15 protein-coding genes are annotated in these 20,397 nt (G+C 50.5%); 5 read left to right on the top strand and 10 right to left on the bottom strand.

The features are described from left to right. Window positions 1-54 precede the first annotated feature (54 nt). From RIC29_11010 to mutS, 3 genes are all read right to left on the bottom strand, one after another. The gene (locus RIC29_11010; protein MEQ8735445.1) at window positions 55-2,841 is read right to left on the bottom strand and encodes a [protein-PII] uridylyltransferase; all 2,787 of its coding nucleotides are present in this window, start codon (window positions 2,839-2,841) and stop codon (window positions 55-57) included. A 36-nt stretch (window positions 2,842-2,877) separates the two neighbouring features. Further along, on the bottom strand, window positions 2,878-3,264 hold the full coding sequence (locus RIC29_11005; protein ID MEQ8735444.1) for a hypothetical protein: 387 nt from the start codon (window positions 3,262-3,264) through the stop codon (window positions 2,878-2,880). Window positions 3,265-3,330: 66 nt separating this feature from the next. Next, window positions 3,331-6,024 (bottom strand): DNA mismatch repair protein MutS, encoded by a 2,694-nt coding sequence (gene mutS, locus RIC29_11000; protein MEQ8735443.1) that lies wholly within the window; start codon window positions 6,022-6,024, stop codon window positions 3,331-3,333. 239 nt (window positions 6,025-6,263) lie between these two features. Here mutS and RIC29_10995 point away from each other — a divergent pair, with 239 nt between their 5' ends. Together RIC29_10995 and RIC29_10990 are read left to right on the top strand one after the other, a co-directional pair. Then, on the top strand, window positions 6,264-8,549 hold the full coding sequence (locus RIC29_10995; GenBank protein MEQ8735442.1) for an NADP-dependent malic enzyme: 2,286 nt from the start codon (window positions 6,264-6,266) through the stop codon (window positions 8,547-8,549). Further along, window positions 8,546-9,982, top strand: a complete 1,437-nt coding sequence (locus RIC29_10990) for an ATP-binding protein (protein MEQ8735441.1) — start codon at window positions 8,546-8,548, stop codon at window positions 9,980-9,982. The genes RIC29_10995 and RIC29_10990 overlap by 4 nt, the downstream gene beginning before the upstream one ends. A 4-nt stretch (window positions 9,983-9,986) precedes the next feature. Here the strand turns inward: RIC29_10990 and RIC29_10985 are convergent, their stop codons facing one another. From RIC29_10985 to RIC29_10975, 3 genes are read right to left on the bottom strand one after another with little or no spacing between them, the layout of a single operon-like run. Next, the gene (locus RIC29_10985) at window positions 9,987-11,306 is read right to left on the bottom strand and encodes an AmpG family muropeptide MFS transporter (protein MEQ8735440.1); all 1,320 of its coding nucleotides are present in this window, start codon (window positions 11,304-11,306) and stop codon (window positions 9,987-9,989) included. A gap of 9 nt (window positions 11,307-11,315) precedes the next feature. Next, window positions 11,316-13,139, bottom strand: coding sequence for a translational GTPase TypA (gene typA / locus RIC29_10980; protein MEQ8735439.1), 1,824 nt, complete (start codon window positions 13,137-13,139; stop codon window positions 11,316-11,318). 42 nt (window positions 13,140-13,181) lie between these two features. Then, window positions 13,182-14,174 carry an adenosine kinase gene (locus tag RIC29_10975; GenBank protein ID MEQ8735438.1) on the bottom strand — a complete coding sequence of 331 codons (993 nt, stop codon included), beginning with the start codon at window positions 14,172-14,174 and terminating at the stop codon, window positions 13,182-13,184. A gap of 98 nt (window positions 14,175-14,272) precedes the next feature. On the opposite strand from RIC29_10975, the gene RIC29_10970 reads away from it, so the two are divergent. Together RIC29_10970 and RIC29_10965 are read left to right on the top strand one after the other, a co-directional pair. Next, window positions 14,273-14,932: an EI24 domain-containing protein gene (locus RIC29_10970; GenBank protein MEQ8735437.1), complete on the top strand. Its 660-nt coding sequence runs from the start codon at window positions 14,273-14,275 to the stop codon at window positions 14,930-14,932. 81 nt (window positions 14,933-15,013) lie between these two features. Beyond that, a complete protein-coding gene (locus RIC29_10965) occupies window positions 15,014-15,679 on the top strand; it encodes a polymer-forming cytoskeletal protein (GenBank protein MEQ8735436.1) in 666 nt (221 codons plus the stop codon). A 21-nt stretch (window positions 15,680-15,700) separates the two neighbouring features. Here RIC29_10965 and nth read toward each other — a convergent pair whose 3' ends face one another. Together nth and dapB are read right to left on the bottom strand one after the other, a co-directional pair. Continuing rightward, on the bottom strand, window positions 15,701-16,384 hold the full coding sequence (nth, locus tag RIC29_10960; GenBank protein ID MEQ8735435.1) for an endonuclease III: 684 nt from the start codon (window positions 16,382-16,384) through the stop codon (window positions 15,701-15,703). Between the two features lie 9 nt (window positions 16,385-16,393). Continuing rightward, complete coding sequence (dapB, locus tag RIC29_10955; GenBank protein ID MEQ8735434.1) at window positions 16,394-17,197, bottom strand: 4-hydroxy-tetrahydrodipicolinate reductase; 804 nt, start codon at window positions 17,195-17,197, stop codon at window positions 16,394-16,396. A 146-nt stretch (window positions 17,198-17,343) separates the two neighbouring features. On the opposite strand from dapB, the gene RIC29_10950 reads away from it, so the two are divergent. Then, a complete protein-coding gene (locus RIC29_10950; protein ID MEQ8735433.1) occupies window positions 17,344-18,021 on the top strand; it encodes a methyltransferase domain-containing protein in 678 nt (225 codons plus the stop codon). Window positions 18,022-18,024: 3 nt separating this feature from the next. Here the strand turns inward: RIC29_10950 and RIC29_10945 are convergent, their stop codons facing one another. Together RIC29_10945 and RIC29_10940 are read right to left on the bottom strand one after the other, a co-directional pair. Next, on the bottom strand, window positions 18,025-18,597 hold the full coding sequence (locus tag RIC29_10945) for an FkbM family methyltransferase (protein ID MEQ8735432.1): 573 nt from the start codon (window positions 18,595-18,597) through the stop codon (window positions 18,025-18,027). 138 nt (window positions 18,598-18,735) lie between these two features. Further along, complete coding sequence (locus RIC29_10940; protein MEQ8735431.1) at window positions 18,736-20,355, bottom strand: hypothetical protein; 1,620 nt, start codon at window positions 20,353-20,355, stop codon at window positions 18,736-18,738. Between the last annotated feature and the right edge of the window lie 42 nt (window positions 20,356-20,397).

The following is a 20,397-nucleotide window of genomic DNA, read 5'->3' as shown; positions in this document are numbered from 1 at the left end:
TGGCATAGAGACGGCGGAGATATGGCAGAAATATAGCCCTAGTCCGACAGAACGTTACTCCGCCGCTTCCGTCTGTGGTTGGGATAAAGTCGGGCGTTTGACTGAGAATTCTTCCGGAACACCAATGGCCTGTCCCAAAACATCTCGGATTTGTCGAATTTTACTCTCGTTCTCAACTTTCATGCCAAAGATATCTTTAACGTAAAACACATCAACGACCCGCTCGCCATAGGTTGAGATGTGGGCTGAGCCAATTTGAAGGGCCAATTCTGAAATCGCTTTTGTGATATCGAACAGAAGACCCTGCCGGTCATGACCGTTAATTTCGATAACACTGAAGAGCTTTGACGCCGTATTATCTATGATCACTCGGGGGGGGGCCTCTAAGGCCTTTATTCGATTTGATAACCCGTCAGTCGCCTTTTGTAATTCTTTGTCCAAGCGCAAACGGCCTTCCAAGGCGGCAACCACCCGCGATTTTATGCGATTGATTTTCGTCTCAGAGGTGATAGCTGTGCGGTTAAAATCTTGCACCGTGAACGTATCTAATGCCATGCCATTGGACAGGGTAAGAATTTTTGCATCTACAATCGAAACATTAGAGAGTGATAAAGCACCCGCAATTTTCGAAAATAAGCCCGGGTGGTCAGGTGTATAAATCAACATTTCAGAAACACCACGGGACCGATCGAGGGTAAAAGAAACTGCAATTTTTTGACCGCCGAGTTCAGCGCCACGAATAAAGCGCGCGTGGCGTTCATGCGTATCCGTATCATAACTGACCCAGTAGGACGGTAAGCCTGAGGTCACAAAAGCTTCTCGATCTGAGGCCGACCAGTCTGATAAGCGCTCAGACAGGGCGTCTCGCGCTGCACTCACACGAAAATCTAACGTTGCTGTAGAATGCCCGTCAGACATGCGTTCATCCGCACGACCGTAAAGATCGCGCAGTAGCGTCGCTTTCCATTCATTCCAGACTTTTGGGCCGACCGCTCTAATGTCTGCGCACGTTAAAACCAACAGCAGCTTGAGCCGCTCTGGAGATTGGACGACACGACAGAAGTCTATAATTGTTTTTGGGTCATCAAGATCACGCTTAAAGGCTGTGTTACTCAACAACAGATGATACCGTGTCAGCCAACTAACTGTTTCAGTCTCTTCATCGGTTAAGCCAAACCGCGGACAAAGAGTCAGTGCAATTTCTGCGCCCAGCTCTGAGTGGTCTCCGCCTCGGCCTTTGGCGATATCATGAAGTAAAACGGCGACATAAAGAGCACGACGAGACTGAATTTTTCCAATGACTTCACTGGCAACAGGAAGCTCATCAATGAGTTTTTTGTTTTCAATACGGCTGAGAATTCCGATCGCGCGGATCGTATGCTCATCGGTGGTGTACACATGATACATATCGAACTGCATCTGCGCGACAACACGGCCAAAATCTGGAACAAAGCGGCCAAAAACGCCCGCTTCATTGAGCAAACGCAACATGGCTTCAGGCCCACGCTTAAACGTCATAATCTCGACAAACAGTTTATTTGCTTCCGGGTCTTCCCGAAGATCTGAGACCAAATGAAGATTGCGTGTGATGAGTTCCAGGGCACGGGGATGAAGATCTAAACCGTGCTCCTGTGCGACGTGAAAGATGCGGATAAGTTTAACGGGGTCTTTGGCAAAGGCATCCTCCTCCTCAACCGTAATTCTGCCGCTTTCGACCACAAAGCCTTCCAGCGTTTTACGCCGCAGGGCCGCCGGAAGTTGGAACATTGGTTTACGCCGTTCTTTTTCTTCAAGCACGGCGGCGAAAATACGGGTTAGATCGCCGACATCTTTGGCGATTAGAAAGTAATGCTTCATGAAGCGCTCAACAGATGATCCGCCAGCATGGTCGGTGTATCCCATGCGCTCTGCCAACTGCGGCTGCAAATCAAACGTCAATCTGTTATCTGCCCGGCCTGTCAGGTAATGAATATGACACCGAACAGTCCATAAAAAGTCATAGGCCTTATAAAATCTAGCTGCAGCATCCTCATGAATCAGTTCGCGATCAACCAAATCTTGAATGCTAGCAGCCCCGTACAGATAACGCGCAATCCAATACAAAGTATGCAGATCACGTAGGCCACCCTTGTCTTCTTTTATATTTGGCTCAAGCAAGTAGCGACTATCGCCCAGGCGTTCATGGCGTTGATCCCGCTCAGCCAACTTCGCCTCAATAAAGGCCATGCTGGTTCCATCCACCACATCTGACTGGAATTTCTCTTTCAACTCATTGGCAAGCGCCTGATCCCCCCATATCCACCTAGCTTCCAAAAGTGCTGTTCGGATGGTCATATCAGAGATGGCTTGCTTGATGTTTTCTGCCACGGTCCTAACAGCGTGCCCCACTTTGAAGCCCAAATCCCACAGAACATAGAGCATGTATTCGACAAGATTTTCGGTAAACGGTGTCTTCTTGTAGGGAAGGAGAAAAAGCAAATCGAGATCAGACCCTGGAGCGAGTTCTCCCCGGCCATATCCGCCAACAGCGAGCAAGCTGAGCTTCTCACCTGTGGTTGGCACGCCACGTTTAAAAACACGGGACGTCGCAAAATCATAAAGAATACGGAGAATTTGATCGGTCAGGTAAGACAGCTCCGCGACGGTATCTGAACCCGTGCTGTCGCCATGCTCTAATCGACGACGGATCTCAGAACGACCAGCCTCTAAAGCTGATTTTAGTTCCTCCATCAAAATCGGGCGCACCTCAGAGTCAGGCGTGTCTTTAGAGACGCGTTCTAATAAACGGCCCTGCAAAGCACGGCGGTGAATAAGGTCACGCGGCGAACGAATGGCGGTCACTTTAAAATTGCCTCAAGGTCATCTGAAACGCTTGGCTTATCTCGGCGTCACGCCAGACCGGCGGGCATCATCAGCAGATATTTTAACCACGCGCTCTTTTTTCTGCGGAATGATTACCGGTTTACTGATTGACTCACCTAATGCCGCAGACCCGGTAAGCCCCTCTAACGCAAAGCGCGATTTCATGCGCGCATTCAGTATGGTTAAAGCCTCTAACGTTTTTGCTTGGCCGATAAACAGTATTCCTAAAATGATTGCCGCGCCGGAACCCGCCATGGCATACATATCATTGACCCAGGAATATCCAGAAAACGCCAACATCACGCCGCAGGCGCAGCCAACAATGCTGGTCCAGCCCATGAAATTCAGAATACGGGCGATAGCGGGTGAGGTTGGTTTATCGTCATTAAAGTTAAAAGCCATACGAGCCTCCTATTTTGGGGCGTGGGTCGACAATTAGACAGCATCTAGTATATCACCGATTCTGGGTTAAGAGTCGCTTCCCCCCAGCAGAGATTGCAAGTTGTAGAGAGTCTCTAGCGCATCTCGTGGCGAAAGATCATCTGGCGTCACATCTGATAAAGCCTTCTCAACGGCTGAGGGGCCTCGAGGAGATTGGTGTTCTTTTCTCTCGTCCCGGTTTAGGGCAAAGAGAGGCAAGTCTTCGGCCAACCGTCCAGCCTTACCTGCAGACTCTCCACTTTCAAGCTGCTTAAGAACATCTTGCGCGCGGGAAATAACAGACGGCGGCAATCCGGCGAGCTTCGCAACATGAATACCATAGGACCGGTCTGCCGAACCCGGTGCAACTTCGTGCAGAAACACGATGTCGCCCTGCCAGTCTCTAACCGTCATGTGATAAGGGGCTAAGTCGGTCAGCTTGGACGTCAGCGCGTTTAACTCATGATAGTGCGTGGCAAACAACGCACGGCAGGCATTGGCTTCGTGCAAGTATTCCAACGTCGACCACGCGATAGACAAGCCGTCAAACGTTGATGTGCCACGACCAATTTCATCCAGAATAACCAACGATCTCTCGGTTGCCTGATTCAAAATGGCGGCTGTTTCAACCATCTCAACCATAAATGTTGATCGTCCGCGGGCCAAATCATCGGCAGCGCCAACCCGTGAGAATAACCGGTCAACAATGCCAATACGGGCAGATCCCGCAGGAACGTAAGATCCCATTTGAGCGAGAATTGCGATAAGGGCGTTTTGCCGCAAGAACGTCGATTTCCCGGCCATGTTCGGTCCGGTGATAAGCCATACCCGGCCTGGTCCGTTATGAGCCGCACCGCCGAGGTCGCAGCCATTTGCGACAAACCCGGCCTCAGAGGACTGTGACAGTGCCGCCTCAACCACCGGGTGACGCCCGTCCTCAATTTTAAATGTTGTCCCGGTTTCGACACGCGGCCGGGAATATCGCCGCTCAACAGCAACCTGCGCCAAGCCCGTTGAAACATCAATTTCAGCTAAAGCTTCAGCCGCTAAAGCAACCTCATTGCTCCGGCTTAACACTTCGACAACGAGCGTTTTGAACAACTCAAGTTCAAGCGCCAAAGCTTTATCTGCCGCAGAGCGAATACGGTCTTCCAGGTCTCCAAGTTCCAGTGTTGAAAAGCGCATGGCGTTGGCCATGGTTTGGCGATGGATGAAAGCTGTGCGGCCTACCGTTGAGTCCGCGCTGGCTTCTGTTTTGGTTGCCGCCAGCAAAGCATCACCATGACGCGCTGGGACTTCCACATAATATCCCAGCACATTGTTGTGCCGCACTTTAAGTGTTTGGATATTGGTTTCCTCAACATAACGCGTCTGTAAACCTGCAACACTTTTGCGGCTGTTGTCGCGGAGCTCTTTCAATTCATCAAGGGCGCTCTCATATCCGGAACGGATAAACCCACCATCACGGGCAAGCAAAGGCAGGTCATCAGCCAGCGCCCGAGACAGGCGGTCTACCAAAACGTCATGATGTCCAAGTTTCTCAACCACTGAGGCAAAAGAATTTGGCGAAATACCATCGACATTTTCTGCGGCTTTGGTGAGCGCTTCTTTAAGGTCTGGAATGCTGGCTAATGCATCTCGAATGGCCGCCAAGTCACGCGGGCTACCACGATCAAGCGTGAGACGCGTTAAGGCGCGTTCCATATCCGGCGTCGCCTTAAGCCTGTCACGGATCATTAAACGCTGAGCCGGCGCATTGATCGACAACTCAACTTGATCAAGTCGCAACGCAACAACATCAGGGTCTGTTGATGGTGCGGCAAGACGAGAGGCGAGCAGGCGAGCCCCTGGACCTGTGCGTGTCGCATCAATGACCGAGAGTAAGCTGCCATTGCGCTCACCGGTCAACGTGCGGGTAAGCTCTAGGTTGCGCCGGGTTGCAGCGTCTATTTCCATGGCATGTCCCGCAAGAAACTGACGCGGCGTTTTAAGACGAGGCACTTTGCCCTTTTGCGTTAAGTCGATGTAATCTGCCAAGGATCCGGCAGCGGCCACCTCAGCGCGACCAAAAGCTCCGAAGGAGTCTAAACTATTCACCGCGTAGAGATTTTCTAAACGGCGACGCGCATTGTCTGAGTTAAACCGAACGGTTGGTAAAACGGTCAGAACATCTGACCAATCTTCGATAACTGCGAAAAGATCAGCGTCATCTCTCAGTTGATCTGAAATCAGAATTTCACCTGGACCAATCCGGGCCAACGCAGCCGAAATTCGTTCCAAATCAAGTGGCTGCAGCTCCAGATCACCCGTAGAAACATCCACCCAGGCCAGGCCGATTTCACCACCGGCGCGGGCAATCGCCGCAAGCGCATTATGCTCGCGGGCATCGAGCAAGGAATCTTCAGTGATTGTCCCGGGCGTTATAAGCCTGACCACGTCTCGCTTAACGACAGATTTTGCCCCGCGCTTCTTGGCCTCTTCAGGAGCTTCCATCTGCTCGCATACGGCAACCTTGAACCCTTTGCGAATAAGTTTAGAGAGATATCCTTCATGTGAATGCACAGGCACGCCACACATTGGGATATCCTCTCCAGCGTGCTGACCACGTTTTGTCAGCGCAATATCAAGCGCGGAGGCCGCTTCTTTGGCATCTTCAAAAAATAATTCGTAGAAGTCACCCATGCGGTAAAACAGCAGCGCCTCTGGGTAGTCTTTCTTAATTGAAAGATATTGCGTCATCATAGGTGTCGCCGCCTTAGATTTAAGCGGAGAAGAAGACATAAGTTTGACCGATTCAGCTTTGGATGAGTGTCATTGGGTACAGCATAAGCACACTACCTCAGTCGAACGAGACAGAAAACGTTCTCCATTACGTCATGACACCTGCATGAACCTCAGCTTGTTCCCTTGCACATGTCTATATCCATGGGCTTTATTAAGGTGGCGGGTAATTAGACCCTCAAATACTGGATAGTTATTTTATGAGTGATTCCGCAACACGCAGCTTAGATCTTGATTCTTTGCAAATGCATGCCTCTGGACGACCGGGGAAAATTGAAATTCAGGCAACCAAACCGTTGACCACTCAACGAGATTTGGCTTTGGCTTACTCACCTGGCGTTGCCGCGCCATGCCGGGAAATTGCCGCTGATCCGTCTAAAGCCTACGATTATACAGCAAAAGGTAATTTGGTTGCCGTGATCTCTAACGGCACTGCTGTGCTGGGCCTAGGGGATTTGGGGGCCCTGGCCTCGAAGCCCGTCATGGAAGGCAAGGCTGTGCTGTTTAAGCGCTTTGCCGACGTCGATGGCATTGATCTGGAAATCGACACACGTGATGTCGATGAATTTATCAACAGTGTGCGGTTCCTGGGGCCATCCTTTGGTGGGATCAATCTTGAGGATATTAAAGCACCTGAGTGCTTCATTATTGAGCAGCGCTTGCGTGAGTTGATGGATATTCCCGTTTTCCACGACGACCAACACGGCACTTCTATTATTGCGGCAGCCGGACTTTTTAATGCCTGCGACCTAACCGGCAGAAACCTCGAAGACATAAAAATCGTGGTTAACGGGGCCGGCGCGGCTGCGACGGCTTGTATTGAACTGGTTAAAGCGATGGGCGTTGCCAGCAACAATGTCATCATGTGCGATTCAAAAGGCGTAATCTACAAAGGCCGTCAAGAGGGCATGAACCAGTGGAAATCAGCCCATGCCGTTGAGACTGATAAACGCAATCTAGCTGACGCCATGGAGGGTGCTGATGCCTTCTTTGGATTATCGGTTAAAGGGGCCGTAACGCCAGAGATGGTAAAATCCATGGCCCCAAATCCGATCATTTTTGCAATGGCGAACCCCGACCCGGAGATAACGCCGGAGGACGTAGCCCAGGTGCGTGATGATGTAATCATGGCAACTGGCCGCTCAGACTATCCAAACCAGATTAATAATGTTCTTGGCTTTCCTTTTATATTCAGAGGAGCGTTGGACGTTCGCGCCACCACGATCAATGATGAAATGAAAATTGCTGCGGCGCGAGCCCTAGCAGATTTGGCCCGAGAAGATGTCCCTGATGAGGTTGCAGCAGCCTATTCTGGCCGGAAACTCAAATATGGCCGCGACTACATTATACCCGTTCCATTTGACCCTCGTCTTATCGCAGCTGTGCCGCCCGCAGTTGCCCACGCAGCAATGCAGTCCGGCGTGGCCCGTCGTCAAATAGATGATTTGGAGACCTACAAGACTGAGTTATCCGCGCGGTTGGATCCAACAGTAACAAGTCTCCAAGTCATTGCCGCAGAAGTCACGCGGAAGCAAAAACGTATGGTATTTGCCGAAGGCGAAGATGAACGTGCAATTCGTGCCGCGATAACTTACAGAAACAGCGGATATGGCGAAGCGATACTTGTTGCCCGTCGCCGGAAAGTTGAAGCGGCCATGGTTGAAATGGGCATCAAATCAGATGACCTGGACGGCATCATGATTACCAACGCAAAGGAATCTGAACACAACGAAACCTATTTGCAAAGCTTGTACGCGCGGCTACAGCGAAAAGGATCTTTGCTCAGGGATTGTCAGAGAATGGTCAATCAGGATCGAAATGTTTTTGCCGCCTGCATGGTCAACGCCGGACATGCGGATGCCATGGTGACCGGATTAACCCGTCCCTATCACACAGCTTTAGACGAAGTGCGACGTGTTATCCCCTCGCGCGCCGGGGAGCTGGTGTTTGCACTAACCTTGCTCATTGGCAAAGGCCGGACTTTGTTTATTGCCGATACGGCAGTCAACGAGCGGCCTGAACCAGAAGATCTGGCACAAATGGCCCTTCAAACAGCAGCCTTTGCGCGATCTATGGGGCACGAACCACGTGTCGCCTTCCTATCTTATTCGAACTTTGGCAGCCCTCCGGGCGGCATCGCAGAAAGACTTCGAGAAGCTGTTACGCTGTTAGAACAAGAAAAAGCCGACTTTGAATTTGACGGTGAAATGGGTGTTGATACGGCTCTTAATCCTCACCGAGATCAGCTTTATCCGTTTTGCCGCCTTTCTGGACCGGCCAACATTCTATTAATGCCGGGCCTTCACGCGGCAAATATTTCAACACAGCTCATCGGCTTTTACGGATTGGGAACGAAGGTTGGCCCTATTTTAATGGGATTAGAAAAACCGGCTCAAATCGTGTCAATGAATGCGACCGTTTCAGATATAGTACAAATGGCTCTAATGGGGGCTCATAATGCGGCTAAGACAGAAACCCTAATATGAATAACCTTCCTCTCGCGCCTGTGAGACGCGTTTTAGGCTGGACCGTTATCATCAGTTTGCCCGGCTGGTTTGTCTTGGGCTTGCTCACGACCATCGACCGCCTTCCAGCATGGGAAGCTTTTCTGGCCGGAGCCGTCGTCTTCGGCCTAACCGTTTCTCTTTGCTTCACGCTTCTGAGCGATTTCGAAAAACTGATCCGTCACGCCGAGCGCCTGATAGAAGACCCAACCGCCCAACCACCAAGGTTTATGCGATCGGAAGCGGCGCGCCGACTAGCGACAGCCCTGGCCTCTTTACAAAAGTCTTGGGAAGATCGGCGAGATGCAGCGGAGTCACTCGCGCATTCACGCAAAGCCATTCTGGATAGTTTCCCTGACCCGCTTCTGATCATTGACGCAGAGCGGCAGGTTATTGGTGCCAATATGGCGGCCGAAGATTTGTTTGGCCGGGCAATTGCCGGGGGCGATCTCGCAACAGTTATTCGTGATCCGCGTATTCTTGACGCGACAGACAGATCTTTAAGAACCGGTGCCTCTGGGCAAGCACAGTTTACCCTGCCAGCCCCGGTTGAACGCAGCTTCGGCTGCGTCATTAGCGCACTGCCAGAGGCGCCCTCCGATGGTTCAGCAGCAATTGTTCAGCTGCACGATATGACCGAGCGCGTGAAAATGGATCGCATGCGCGCAGACTTTGTCGCGAATGCCAGTCATGAACTTCGCACACCCTTGGCCAGCGTATTGGGTTTTATAGAAACTTTGCGCGGCCCCGCCAAAGACGATCCAGAGGCCCGGCAACGCTTTCTCGATATTATGCTCAAACAAGCAACGTTAATGGCCCGGTTAATCGAAGACCTGCTGTCTTTGTCACGTATTGAGTTGAAGGAACACACCCGACCGACGGACTCCGTTGATGTGATCGAGATTGTCCACACAACCTGCGAGCTGTTGAGTGGCCAGGCCAAAGAACGCGGTGTTGCGCTTCAGATTGACACAGAAGCGCCCGTGCGAGACGTCATTGCTGATGCTGACGAACTGACACAGATATTTCAGAATCTTATATTAAACGCCATCAAGTACGGCGGCGATGCGGACTATATAAACGTGACGGTTACAGAACAGACGAAAGCCCCGCTTGGGTCAAGTGGCGGGCCATGGGTTGTGGTAGCCGTACGTGACTTCGGACCAGGAATTTCACGAGAACATATACCGCGTCTTACAGAACGATTTTATAGAATTGATACCGCCCGATCACGGGAGCTTGGCGGCACAGGGCTTGGACTTGCGATTGTGAAACACATTACAAAACGCCATCGTGGACACCTGGTTATCGACAGTAAAGTAGGTGACGGATCTACATTTTCAGTTTATCTGCCAATTGCAAAACCCGCTGATTTGCCGTTGAGTCGTAAGCACTCTTCGGCGACCGCTGCTTAGTTGACTACTGCGGGTGTGTTTGACGCGCGGTTTCCGTATGATTAGGAAATCGCTTCATGAGATACAGAAGCAAGACAACGCCAGGTATACCAGCTGCCGTTGTAAGAATGAAGAATGTGAACCAGTCGACCTGATCTGCCAACCACCCGCCTCCGGACGCTAGAAATGTACGCGCGACATTCATAAACGAACTTAGCAGTGCGTACTGCGTTGCCGTGTAAGCCAAATTGCAAAGGCTAGAGAGATACGCGATGAACACGGTTCCACCAATACCATTGGTCAGGTTCTCAACAGAAATCACAGCCATCAAGACAGGCACAGAGGGGCCCGCAAGGGCCAACCCAGCATAGAGTAAGTTGGTCAACGCCATCGTTACTGCACCAAATAACACAGAACGAAGAATACCAAAGCGGACAACCATGACGCCGCCAAGAATGACACCTATAATCGTCATCGCGACACCATAGGTCTTAGAGACCAAAGCAATCTGAGTTTTGGTAAATCCAAGCTCTAAGTAAAATGGATTGGCCATCGCGGCCCAAATACCATCGGCATATTTGTAAAACACAATAAACAGAAGAATGGGCAGCCAGGCAGGTCGCGTGAGAAAGTCCAGAAATGGAGAGATCACAGACTCTCTAAACCACACAGCATAGCGGTCCATGCGGTTAAGGTGAGATATATCCGGAGAGGTTGGACGGCTGGGCTCAGGACTAAGGAGTGTGGTGAAAAGCCCAACACTCATGAGAACCGCCATAACAAAATAACTTACCGACCAGCTTACGATATCCGCCAGTAGGAGCGCACCAGCCCCTGAACAGATCATAGCAAAACGATAGCCAACTTGATACGCAGCGGCCCCAGCCCCTTGTTCATCTTCGCGGAGGGTCTCGATGCGATAAGCATCAATAACGATATCTTGGGTCGCCGATGCAAAAGCAAGAACCACGGTCCAGAGCACTGTAATCACTAAACGCGTGGCCGGGTCTGAAATCGCGATACCAATTAAACTGACAACACACACAAACTGCGCCAGAAAGAGCCAGCTTCGACGTTGTCCAAAGATACGAGTTACAATCGGCAACGGGAGGCGGTCCACCAGAGGCGCCCACAGAAATTTGAGCGTAAACGCCGCCCCGGTGAGAACAAACAATCCGATGGACGTCTTATCGATGCCAGCATCAGATAACCAGGCCGTGAGTGTGCTAAACATCAGAGCAAAGGGCAGCCCCGCTGAAAAACCCATCAGAAAAATAACGATTACCCGTCGCTGAAGATAGACGCGGCTAGCCGTAATCCAATCATTGAGTGCGGGTAAACCCATGCGCTAACGTTACGCTGCGTTCGCCTTGCTGGCCATCTTCTTACGGTCATTCGGATCCAGATACTGCTTGCGCAACCGAATGCTCTCTGGAGTGACTTCGACCAGCTCATCGTCTTGGATATAAGCAAGCGCTTGTTCCAGCGACATCTGACGCGGTGGTGGAAGCTTGATGGCATCATCTTTACCAGCTGCCCGAATGTTGGTGAGCTGCTTGGCTTTGAGCGGATTAATTTCCAAGTCATTGTCGCGATTATGTTCACCGATAATCATCCCGCGATAGACCTTCACGCCTGGCGGAATGAACTGAGGGCCACGATCCAAAAGATTAAACAGCGCATAGGCCACTGATTCACCGTCAGAATTAGAGATCAAAACCCCTTCACGACGGGTTGCGATTGGGCCCTTGTACGGCGCGTAAGCATGATAGAGACGGTTCATAATGCCGGTGCCGCGCGTGTCAGTCAGGAATTGTCCATGATAACCAATTAACCCGCGGGACGGCGCTAAGAACGTAATGCGTACTTTGCCCACGCCAGACGGCTTCATGGCCGTCATTTCAGCTTTGCGCTCTGACATGGCTTCAACCACAGCGCCCGAGAACTCTTCATCAACATCAATGACGACTTCTTCAATGGGTTCTTCTTTTTTGCCGTCTTCGGACGTTTTGAACAACACACGTGGCCGCGAGACAGAAAGCTCGAACCCTTCACGCCGCATAATTTCGATCAGCACGCCGAGTTGCAGTTCGCCACGACCGGCAACTTCGAAAGCATCACGACTCGCCGCTTCCGTCACCTTGATCGCTACATTCCCCTCGGCTTCGCTGAACAGACGCTCACCAATCTGACGACTGGTTACTTTCTTACCTTCCCGCCCGGCCAAGGGAGAGTCGTTGACGGAAAACGTCATGGCCAAAGTCGGTGGATCAACCGGCCGTGAGTCTAACGGCACCTTTACCTCTGGAGCACATAAGGTGTGGGCAACAGTTGCGATGCTGAGACCGGCAATGGCCACAATGTCACCGGCATCAGCACTCTCGACGGGAATACGCTCCAGGCCACGGAACGCGAGAAGCTTGGTCGCGCGGCCATCCTCTAATTTCGTGCCATCCCGATCTAACACTTTGATCGGCATATTGACTTTGGCACGGCCCGTCGCAATGCGGCCTGTTAGAATACGTCCCAGGTAGGGGTCAGCTTCGAGCGTTGTCGCCAACATGGTGAACGGGGCTTCCGTATCATGCTTGGGCGAGGGCACATGCGAAACAATGAGATCGAACAGAGGTGTAAGATTAACGCCCGTGTCTTTTTCAAGGTCTTCAACGGCCCAGCCATCACGGCCCACCGCATAGAGAACCGGAAAATCAAGCTGGTGTTCATCTGCGCCTAACGCGTCAAACATATCGAACACTTCGTTGAGTACTTCTTGCGGGCGGGCATCTCCCCGATCGACTTTGTTAATTACAACAATAGGGCGCATGCCGAGTTCAAGCGCTTTTGAAACCACGAACTTGGTTTGCGGCAAGGGGCCCTCTGCCGCATCCACCAGCAATACAGTGCCGTCAACCATAGACAGAATACGCTCCACTTCGCCACCAAAGTCGGCATGGCCTGGCGTATCAACAATATTGATTTTGGTATTGCGCCACGTAACAGAGGTGCATTTAGCAAGAATGGTAATGCCGCGTTCTTTTTCAAGCTCACCGGAATCCATGGCGCGTTCTTCGACGCGTTGATTCTCGCGAACCATGCCGGACTGGCGAAAGAGAGCATCCACGAGAGTTGTTTTGCCGTGGTCGACGTGCGCGATAATCGCAATGTTGCGAAGCGACATAAAATAAATCCAGGAGTTAAAAGAGATGAATAAAAGAGATGATTAGAAACCGTTCTTAGCAGCAAGGTCTTTAAGAGACATTTCAGGCCGGGCACCCATATGGGAGATCACTTCTCCGGCAGCCAGGGCACCAAGACTGGCACACGTTTTCAAATCATCACCACGGGTATAGCCAAACAAGAAACCGGCAGCGTATAAGTCACCGGCTCCCGTAGTGTCGACGACCTTTTTTACAGGAGCCGCGGGTGTTTGAATAAGCTTATCCTTTGTGACCGTAACAGCGCCGTCTTCACCGCGTGTTAACGCCGCAATTTCAACACGACCATCTATAGCCTCCACCGCCTCATCAAAACTGTTGGAGCGAAACAGCGTCGTGATTTCCTGTTCATTTGCAAACAGGATATCGACGTGTTCGTTCACGAGATCGAAGAGATCATTGCGATGACGCTCAACTACAAAGGGATCAGAGAGCGTAAGCGCAACCTTGCCGCCGGCCCGGCCAACAACCTTACAGGCTTCAATGATCGCCTTCTTTGTCTCAGGCAAATCCCATTGATACCCTTCAATGTACAGCACTTTCGAGGCGGCAATAAGGTCTGAGTCCATATCAGAAGCAGAAAGTGACCCGCTGGCGCCCAAATAAGTAAACATTGTGCGCTGTGCGTCTGGAGTCACCAAAATGATGCAACGTGCCGAAGCAAGCCCATCTTTTAAGGGTTCAGTTTCATAATGAACCCCAACCGCACGAATATCATGGGCAAAAATAGCCCCCAGCTGATCTTGCTTGGTTTTTCCGATAAACGCCGGTTTTCCGCCAAAAGAGGCAATTCCGGCCATCGTGTTCGCCGCTGAACCGCCAGACGCCTCAATAGCCGGGCCGATATCATTGTATAAAGCGTCAGATTGATCTTCCTCGACCCATAGCATGGTGCCTTTCGTGGCGTCATGGTTGGATAAAAACGAATCTTCTGTGTGGGCGAGAATATCGACGATTGCACTGCCGATACCGACCACGTCAAAACGAGCTTCTGACATTGGGACTCCGTGCCTTAAATTAGCTAACCTGCTGGATTGCGGCGCAGTATAGCGGCGAGTTTTATGGACACAAGCAACCAAGCGCAAAGGACTTTTTTATGATTCGCGCCTTTTCCAGGGCAATTGGACAGTTATCGGATCCCCGTATTCGCTCGGTGATAGGGAAGAGCGTGCTTAGCACCATCCTGATTTTTGGCCTTTTGTTCATTGGCATCGGCTGGACCATAGCAAATACGGCGGTTTTTGAGATTGGATGGGTTGAAACAACTGTCGACGTTCTGGGCGGGTTGGCTGCATTTGTGCTCGCGCTGATTCTCTTCCCTGGGATTGTGAGCGCTCTTATTTCTGTGCTGCTAGAAGATGTGGCAGACGCTGTAGAACAGCGTCATTACCCCAATGCTGGCCCCCCACGCTCATTATCTTGGCCTCAAATCGCAAAGACTTCATTACGGCTCATCCTGTTAACTGTCGTTTTAAATCTCCTGGCTCTTCCCTTTTATCTTATCCCAGGAGTCAATTTGGTCGCCTACTACGGGGTCAACGGCTACCTACTTGGGCGTGAGTTTTTTGAGATTGTTGCGCTGCGACAGCTGGACCAAGAGAGCGCAACAACTCTCTATAAAAAACATAAAACTACTATATGGCTCACTGGAGCAACGACCGCTTTCCTGTTTACAATACCCGTGGTCAACATCATCGCGCCTGTGATCGGGGCTTCGGCCATGGTACATATGTTTTATAAATTTAAAGTAACGTAATGACATTTTGATAGCACACCGTGCGATATCGGTGATCGTAATGAAAAACAAGACAGTTAATGATAAATGGGGTTGGGATTCATGTTCGGCAAAAAAAAGTCGGATGCTTCAGATAAAACCGTGCCAGACTCAAAGACGGAATCTGATAAAAAATTTATACAAAACAATGGCAACAAAGGTGATTCAACAAACAACGTTGAGGCTGATGATAGCTTAGAAACTTCGGCTGAAGTTGGCTCTTTGCCTCTTGGTGACAATACCAAAAGTATTTCACCACCTTTGAAACCCTTTAAGAAGGACTCGCCTATGTCGAACCCTCCTAGTTCCTCTTACCGCCCGGAAATTCCGAGAAAGGTTGTCGACATCCCAAACCCCTCTCGCTTGCCGTCTGAGAGATCAGACTCTTCTGGAGATGAGGATGGAAAACGCCTTGTGGTTGGGAAGTCCATCTCTGTCAGCGGTGACATTTCAGCCTGTGAAACTCTTGTTGTTCAAGGCACTGTAGAAGCCAACATGTCTGATGCAGTGACATTGGAAGTCTCAGAAGGCGGATTATTTAAAGGCGAAGCTGAAGTCGATCACGCCTATATTGCTGGCACCTTCGATGGCACATTGCGCGCGCGCCTGACTTTGGAAGTCGCTGAATCCGGACATGTTAAAGGCAGCATTAACTACAATAACATTTCCATTGCCTCTGGTGGTCGGGTGCAAGGCACCATTGATGTGATAGATGCCGACAAAAGATAATCTGCGAGCAAACTCTGATGTTCAGGGTTTGACCCGCTTTGTCTTGGATGTCTTTTTTGTGGACTCATCCGGGGCAGGTGTTTTCGGTTTGAACTTACACAAGTCTTCCACAGGACAGCGCCAACAATCTGGTTTTCTGGCCTTACACAAATAACGTCCATGCAGGATCAGCCAGTGATGTGCGTGTTGCATAAATTCTGGCGGCGTTCGCTTTTCCAGTTTGAGCTCGACCTCTAACGGTGTTTTACCCGGTGCAATGCCGGTGCGGTTACCGATGCGAAAAAGATGTGTGTCGACTGCGATGGTTGGATGCCCAAATGCAATGTTGAGCACAACATTAGCGGTTTTGCGGCCAACACCAGGAAGCGTTTCCAGCGTTTCACGATCTTCAGGAACGGTGCTGTCGTATTGATCGATAAGGATTTGAGACAGTGCGATAACGTTCTTCGCTTTTGCGTTATAAAGACCAATGGTTTTTATATAGTCCTTAAGCTTGGCTTCTCCGAGCTGAACCATTTTTTCCGGCGTATCTGCCACCTTAAACAAGGGGCCCGTTGCCTTATTGACCCCCACATCTGTCGCCTGAGCAGACATGACAACAGCAACCAGTAAAGTATAAGGATTGACGTAGTTGAGTTCGCCTTTGGGTTCAGGGTCCAACGCCCTTAGGCGCGCGTAAAATTCTGGGATGTCTTTAACGCGCATGTCCTGGTTTCAGTTCAGATCTAGCACGTCGGACATGGAATACAGCCCTGACGCGCGGCCTTGCAGCCAGAGCGCTGCCCTTACCGCTCCACCGGCAAAAATACCGCGTGAACCAGCTTTATGGGTGAGTTCAAGGCGCTCGACCTCATTGGCAAAAATCGCCGTGTGATCGCCGACCACGCCACCGCCGCGTAAGGTCGCAAATCCGATTTCTCCCACAGGGCGCGCACCCGTCTGACCCTCGCGCGCGTAACGGGCGACATCTGACAATACCACGTCCCGGCCTGCCGCAGCCGCCTCGCCTAAACTGAGAGCGGTCCCAGATGGAGCATCAACTTTATGGCGATGATGCATTTCGACAATCTCTATGTCGTAGTCCGGACCCAGCGTTGCCGCGACGCGCTTGGTTAAAGCAAAAAGCAGATTCACCCCGACAGAAAAATTGGACGCCTGAACCACGGGAGCTTTTTGTGACGCAGACTGAATTGTCTTTTGATCCCCCTCACTCAGACCCGTGGTTCCAACCACAAGGCCCGTTCCTGTTTCCAGGGCGGCTTGGGCATGCCCGCGGGTTGCCGCCGGAACGGTAAAATCTATCACCACATCCGAGATTGAGAAAAGCGCATGGGCATCATCCGTGATATAAGCGCCTGTTGCCCCGGCACCAATTAAGTCTCCGATATCTTTGCCGATGTAATCGCTTTGCGTTTCTGTGCCGCCTGAAACCGCACACCCATCCGTGGCCAGGATTTCTTGGAGTACAGCACGCCCCATACGACCGGCGCAGCCCACAACACCTATGGCGACAGTCATAATGAAAACTCTCCGGTTAAACGCTAGGATCGTGCTGATAAGGTAGCACAGGTCTCCGAGCTTTTCTTGGGCGACTGTGTCTCTATACTAAAGACATGACTCAAAACCTAGACTCAACGCCCAGTGACCCGAGCGGCTATAATGCGATGCTAGACGCCAACGCCAATGCCAGGCTGGCATCGGCGCGGAAAATTCTGTCCTCCGTATTCCAAACCTTTTCACCATCCTCCGTGCTTGATATCGGGTGCGGGCACGGGGCATGGCTGCAGGCCGCCAAGGAGTTGGGGGCCGATACCATCCTGGGCGTAGATGGGCCGTGGATAAACCCAAGTGAATTGCTGATTCCACAATCCTGCTTCCTTTCTCAGTCCTTGGAAAGCCCTCTGGACCTCGGCCAACAATTTGACCTGGTGATCAGCCTGGAAGTTGCTGAGCATCTACCCAAAGCAGTCGCCGACGTATTTGTCGACAGTTTAGTCCGGCATGGAAATATTATTTTGTTTTCAGCGGCCATTCCCTTTCAGGGGGGCAACGGACATGTGAATGAACAATGGCAATCTTATTGGGCTCACAAGTTCTCCCAAAAGCACTTCGTAGCTTTGGACCTTATTAGGCCGATGTTCTGGGGCGATACGCAGATACTTTGGTGGTTAAAACAAAACGTCATTGTCTATTTAAAGGAAGAAAAAATATCGCGATGGCCCAGCGTAAAAAATGCGATTACAGAAAATCTTGATCTGCTTTCGACCGTTCACCCAGATTTGTATTTAGATTGGGTAGAAAGAGCTGGAGATCTCTTTTTCAATAGACCCAAGGAACAATGATGATCATCTGGAAAAAAAATAAACGTTATTTGCACAAAGAGCCTTATTCGCTGTAAACCCTATATCAAGAATATGCGTTATCAACTCGATAGATTTTTCTTCTCCAATATAATGTGGATGGATTTCTATACAAATCTTATCGACACCATCCAGGGTGCTGTCGATAATTGCCTCATATTCCCCGCCCTCTATATCAATCATCAAGTATGATGGCTGACACTCCTCGATCAAATTTTCTATTTTTGTCGATGGAACCACAATTGAAGTAGCATTATGACGTGGCAGGGTCGAAGACGACCAAAAATGAGGCGTAATATTGAACTCAACCTCTCCGATATTAGAAGTTACGGCAAACCAATTTATGACCAGTCCAACATTGTTTAACCTGGCATTTTTATCTATGAGTTCTATTAACATCGGAGATGCTTCAACGACTGTTACGCTACCTGGCCGTGCTAAATGCATAGCAGCCCATACTGCAGTGAGGCCAATACCTGCGCCAATATCAAGAAGTCGATCATTAGGACTTAGCGTTTTAGAAAGAATATCTATTTCCTGTCTCTCATATCCGCCCATGTATATGATCTGTCTAAGTTCAGGCGATATATTACGAGAGCTAACATCTAATATGACTCCGTTTTGGCTTATGATTCTTGGCCTAATTAGACGACGCCACATTTTTGTAATGATATTCATTTCAAATTACATATCACGTCAAAGCTCTCCATCGGCTATCTGATACAAAACTTGAGTTAAGTTGATAGCAAATCTACCCGAACAACATAGTGGAGATAGATTAATGCTTTGCCTTAGGCATGATCTAAGACCGAGCAACAACTGTTTATCTGCTGCAAAACTAATAGCTTTTTCAATGTACTCCTTTTTATCTTTAGCGACCCAGTCTTCCAAACCCACCGCTGTGAGGAAGCTCGCGGAATGACGGTGGCAAAACGCATCTCCTAGGAGTGTTAGCACTGGCACCCCCATCCACAGGCTTTCGCAGGTGGTGACGCAACCGCTCCAGGGAAACGGATCAAGCGCAATATCGACATCCGCATAGGCCGCCAAATGGGCCTGTTGATCTGTGGGCGTTCTCAAATCAAGCCGCAAAGGCGACAGGCCATAAGAGGAAAATTGCGCCGCGATGCGGTCTCTCGTAATTTGTTCCGACAATGCAGAATGTTTAAGAATTAAACGGCTGGCCGGAACCTGATTTAAAATTTCTACCCATGTGGCAATGGTTGCATCGCTCAGTTTGGCGATATTGTTGAAGCAGCCGAACGTCAGGTGACCATTTTTTAGGGTCGGTAAAGACGCGACATCCGGCGCATCAGGCGGTGGCGTATAACAGGCATAGGCATTGGGCAGACGTACCGGCGTTTCATGAAAATACGGATCATGATGCGTTGGAGTTTCAATTTCATCGGTTATAAAATAATCCAGCGCGGAAACGCCCGTGGTGCCATGTTGACCACCTGCCCATTTCGCTTGAACAGGCGCTGGCTTGCGCATGACAACCCCCATGCGGGAGCCACCGGAATGTCCGGCCATATCAATCAGAATATCCAATTTATGATCGTGAATAAGTTTGGCCGCTGCGGCATCGTCTAATTCAGTGATGTCATGCCATTGCGCGGCAATTGTTTTGAAACGCTGTGTGTAGTCGTCTTCTGGGGACCCATTGGCGTAGAGAAAAAATTCGAGTTTAGAGGGATCAACTTTTTCAAGACCGGCCAGGGTCAGAAAACCAACGGCATGGCGGCAGAAGCGCCCGGACAAGAGCCCCACCCTCAGCTTGGCCCGCATCTTGGCCCGCAGCTTGGCACGGCCAGGGGGAGGACGTTTTTCATGGCGGTACGGTATGAGCCCTGTTGCATACCGTTGCGCCCAAATACCGGCGTCTTCATAGAGTTGCTTGAGCGTTACGCCTTCAACGGCGTGAAGGTTTCTAAGGTAGTAGCCGTCGCCTTTTTCATCGTTTAAAGAACCAAAAAAAGCTGTTTTAAAACTTTCGTGGGCCTGCTTGGCTTGACCACTCCGGCTGTAAGCAAGCGCCAAGTTGTAATCAAGATAGCGCTCACCACACCCAAGGTTTTGCGCCTGTGAAAGAGCAGTGGCGGCCAGCCCCGGGTATCCAACCTCAAGGGCTGTTGCGCCCGCATCATACAAAGCGTCTGCCAGTGCTGCTTGCGCCGCCGGTCCTTCAGCGGCAGCAGATGGCACCAGTGACGAGAGCCTTGTAAGTGTTGTGTTTAACGCTGCCTCGGTCTCATCCGTGAGGTCACGTGAAGCGACAGATTTAGAACTGAAAAGCCGGGAGAAGAAACCAATCATGCTTCAACACTACGCTATAAAAAGATAGGGTGTGAATTCGTT

The organism is Rhodospirillaceae bacterium, from assembly GCA_040219235.1.
In the GTDB taxonomy this organism is placed as follows: Bacteria; Pseudomonadota; Alphaproteobacteria; order Rhodospirillales; family Rhodospirillaceae; genus WLXB01.
This window is presented reverse-complemented; position numbering and strand designations above follow the sequence as displayed.

Bases quoted from the DNA above. Each gene is read 5' to 3' on its own strand.
- mutS (MEQ8735443.1), bottom strand. From the start codon at position 6,024: ATGATGACGCAATATCTTTCAATTAAGAAAGACTACCCAGAGGCGCTG.
- RIC29_10995 (MEQ8735442.1), top strand. From the start codon at position 6,264: ATGAGTGATTCCGCAACACGCAGCTTAGATCTTGATTCTTTGCAAATG.
- RIC29_10950 (MEQ8735433.1), top strand. From the start codon at position 17,344: ATGCTAGACGCCAACGCCAATGCCAGGCTGGCATCGGCGCGGAAAATT.
- typA (MEQ8735439.1), bottom strand. From the start codon at position 13,139: ATGTCGCTTCGCAACATTGCGATTATCGCGCACGTCGACCACGGCAAA.
- nth (MEQ8735435.1), bottom strand. From the start codon at position 16,384: ATGCGCGTTAAAGACATCCCAGAATTTTACGCGCGCCTAAGGGCGTTG.
- RIC29_10965 (MEQ8735436.1), top strand. From the start codon at position 15,014: ATGTTCGGCAAAAAAAAGTCGGATGCTTCAGATAAAACCGTGCCAGAC.
- RIC29_10940 (MEQ8735431.1), bottom strand. From the start codon at position 20,355: ATGATTGGTTTCTTCTCCCGGCTTTTCAGTTCTAAATCTGTCGCTTCA.
- RIC29_10975 (MEQ8735438.1), bottom strand. From the start codon at position 14,174: ATGTCAGAAGCTCGTTTTGACGTGGTCGGTATCGGCAGTGCAATCGTC.
- RIC29_11005 (MEQ8735444.1), bottom strand. From the start codon at position 3,264: ATGGCTTTTAACTTTAATGACGATAAACCAACCTCACCCGCTATCGCC.
- RIC29_10985 (MEQ8735440.1), bottom strand. From the start codon at position 11,306: ATGGGTTTACCCGCACTCAATGATTGGATTACGGCTAGCCGCGTCTAT.
- dapB (MEQ8735434.1), bottom strand. From the start codon at position 17,197: ATGACTGTCGCCATAGGTGTTGTGGGCTGCGCCGGTCGTATGGGGCGT.
- RIC29_10990 (MEQ8735441.1), top strand. From the start codon at position 8,546: ATGAATAACCTTCCTCTCGCGCCTGTGAGACGCGTTTTAGGCTGGACC.
- RIC29_10945 (MEQ8735432.1), bottom strand. From the start codon at position 18,597: ATGGGCGGATATGAGAGACAGGAAATAGATATTCTTTCTAAAACGCTA.
- RIC29_10970 (MEQ8735437.1), top strand. From the start codon at position 14,273: ATGATTCGCGCCTTTTCCAGGGCAATTGGACAGTTATCGGATCCCCGT.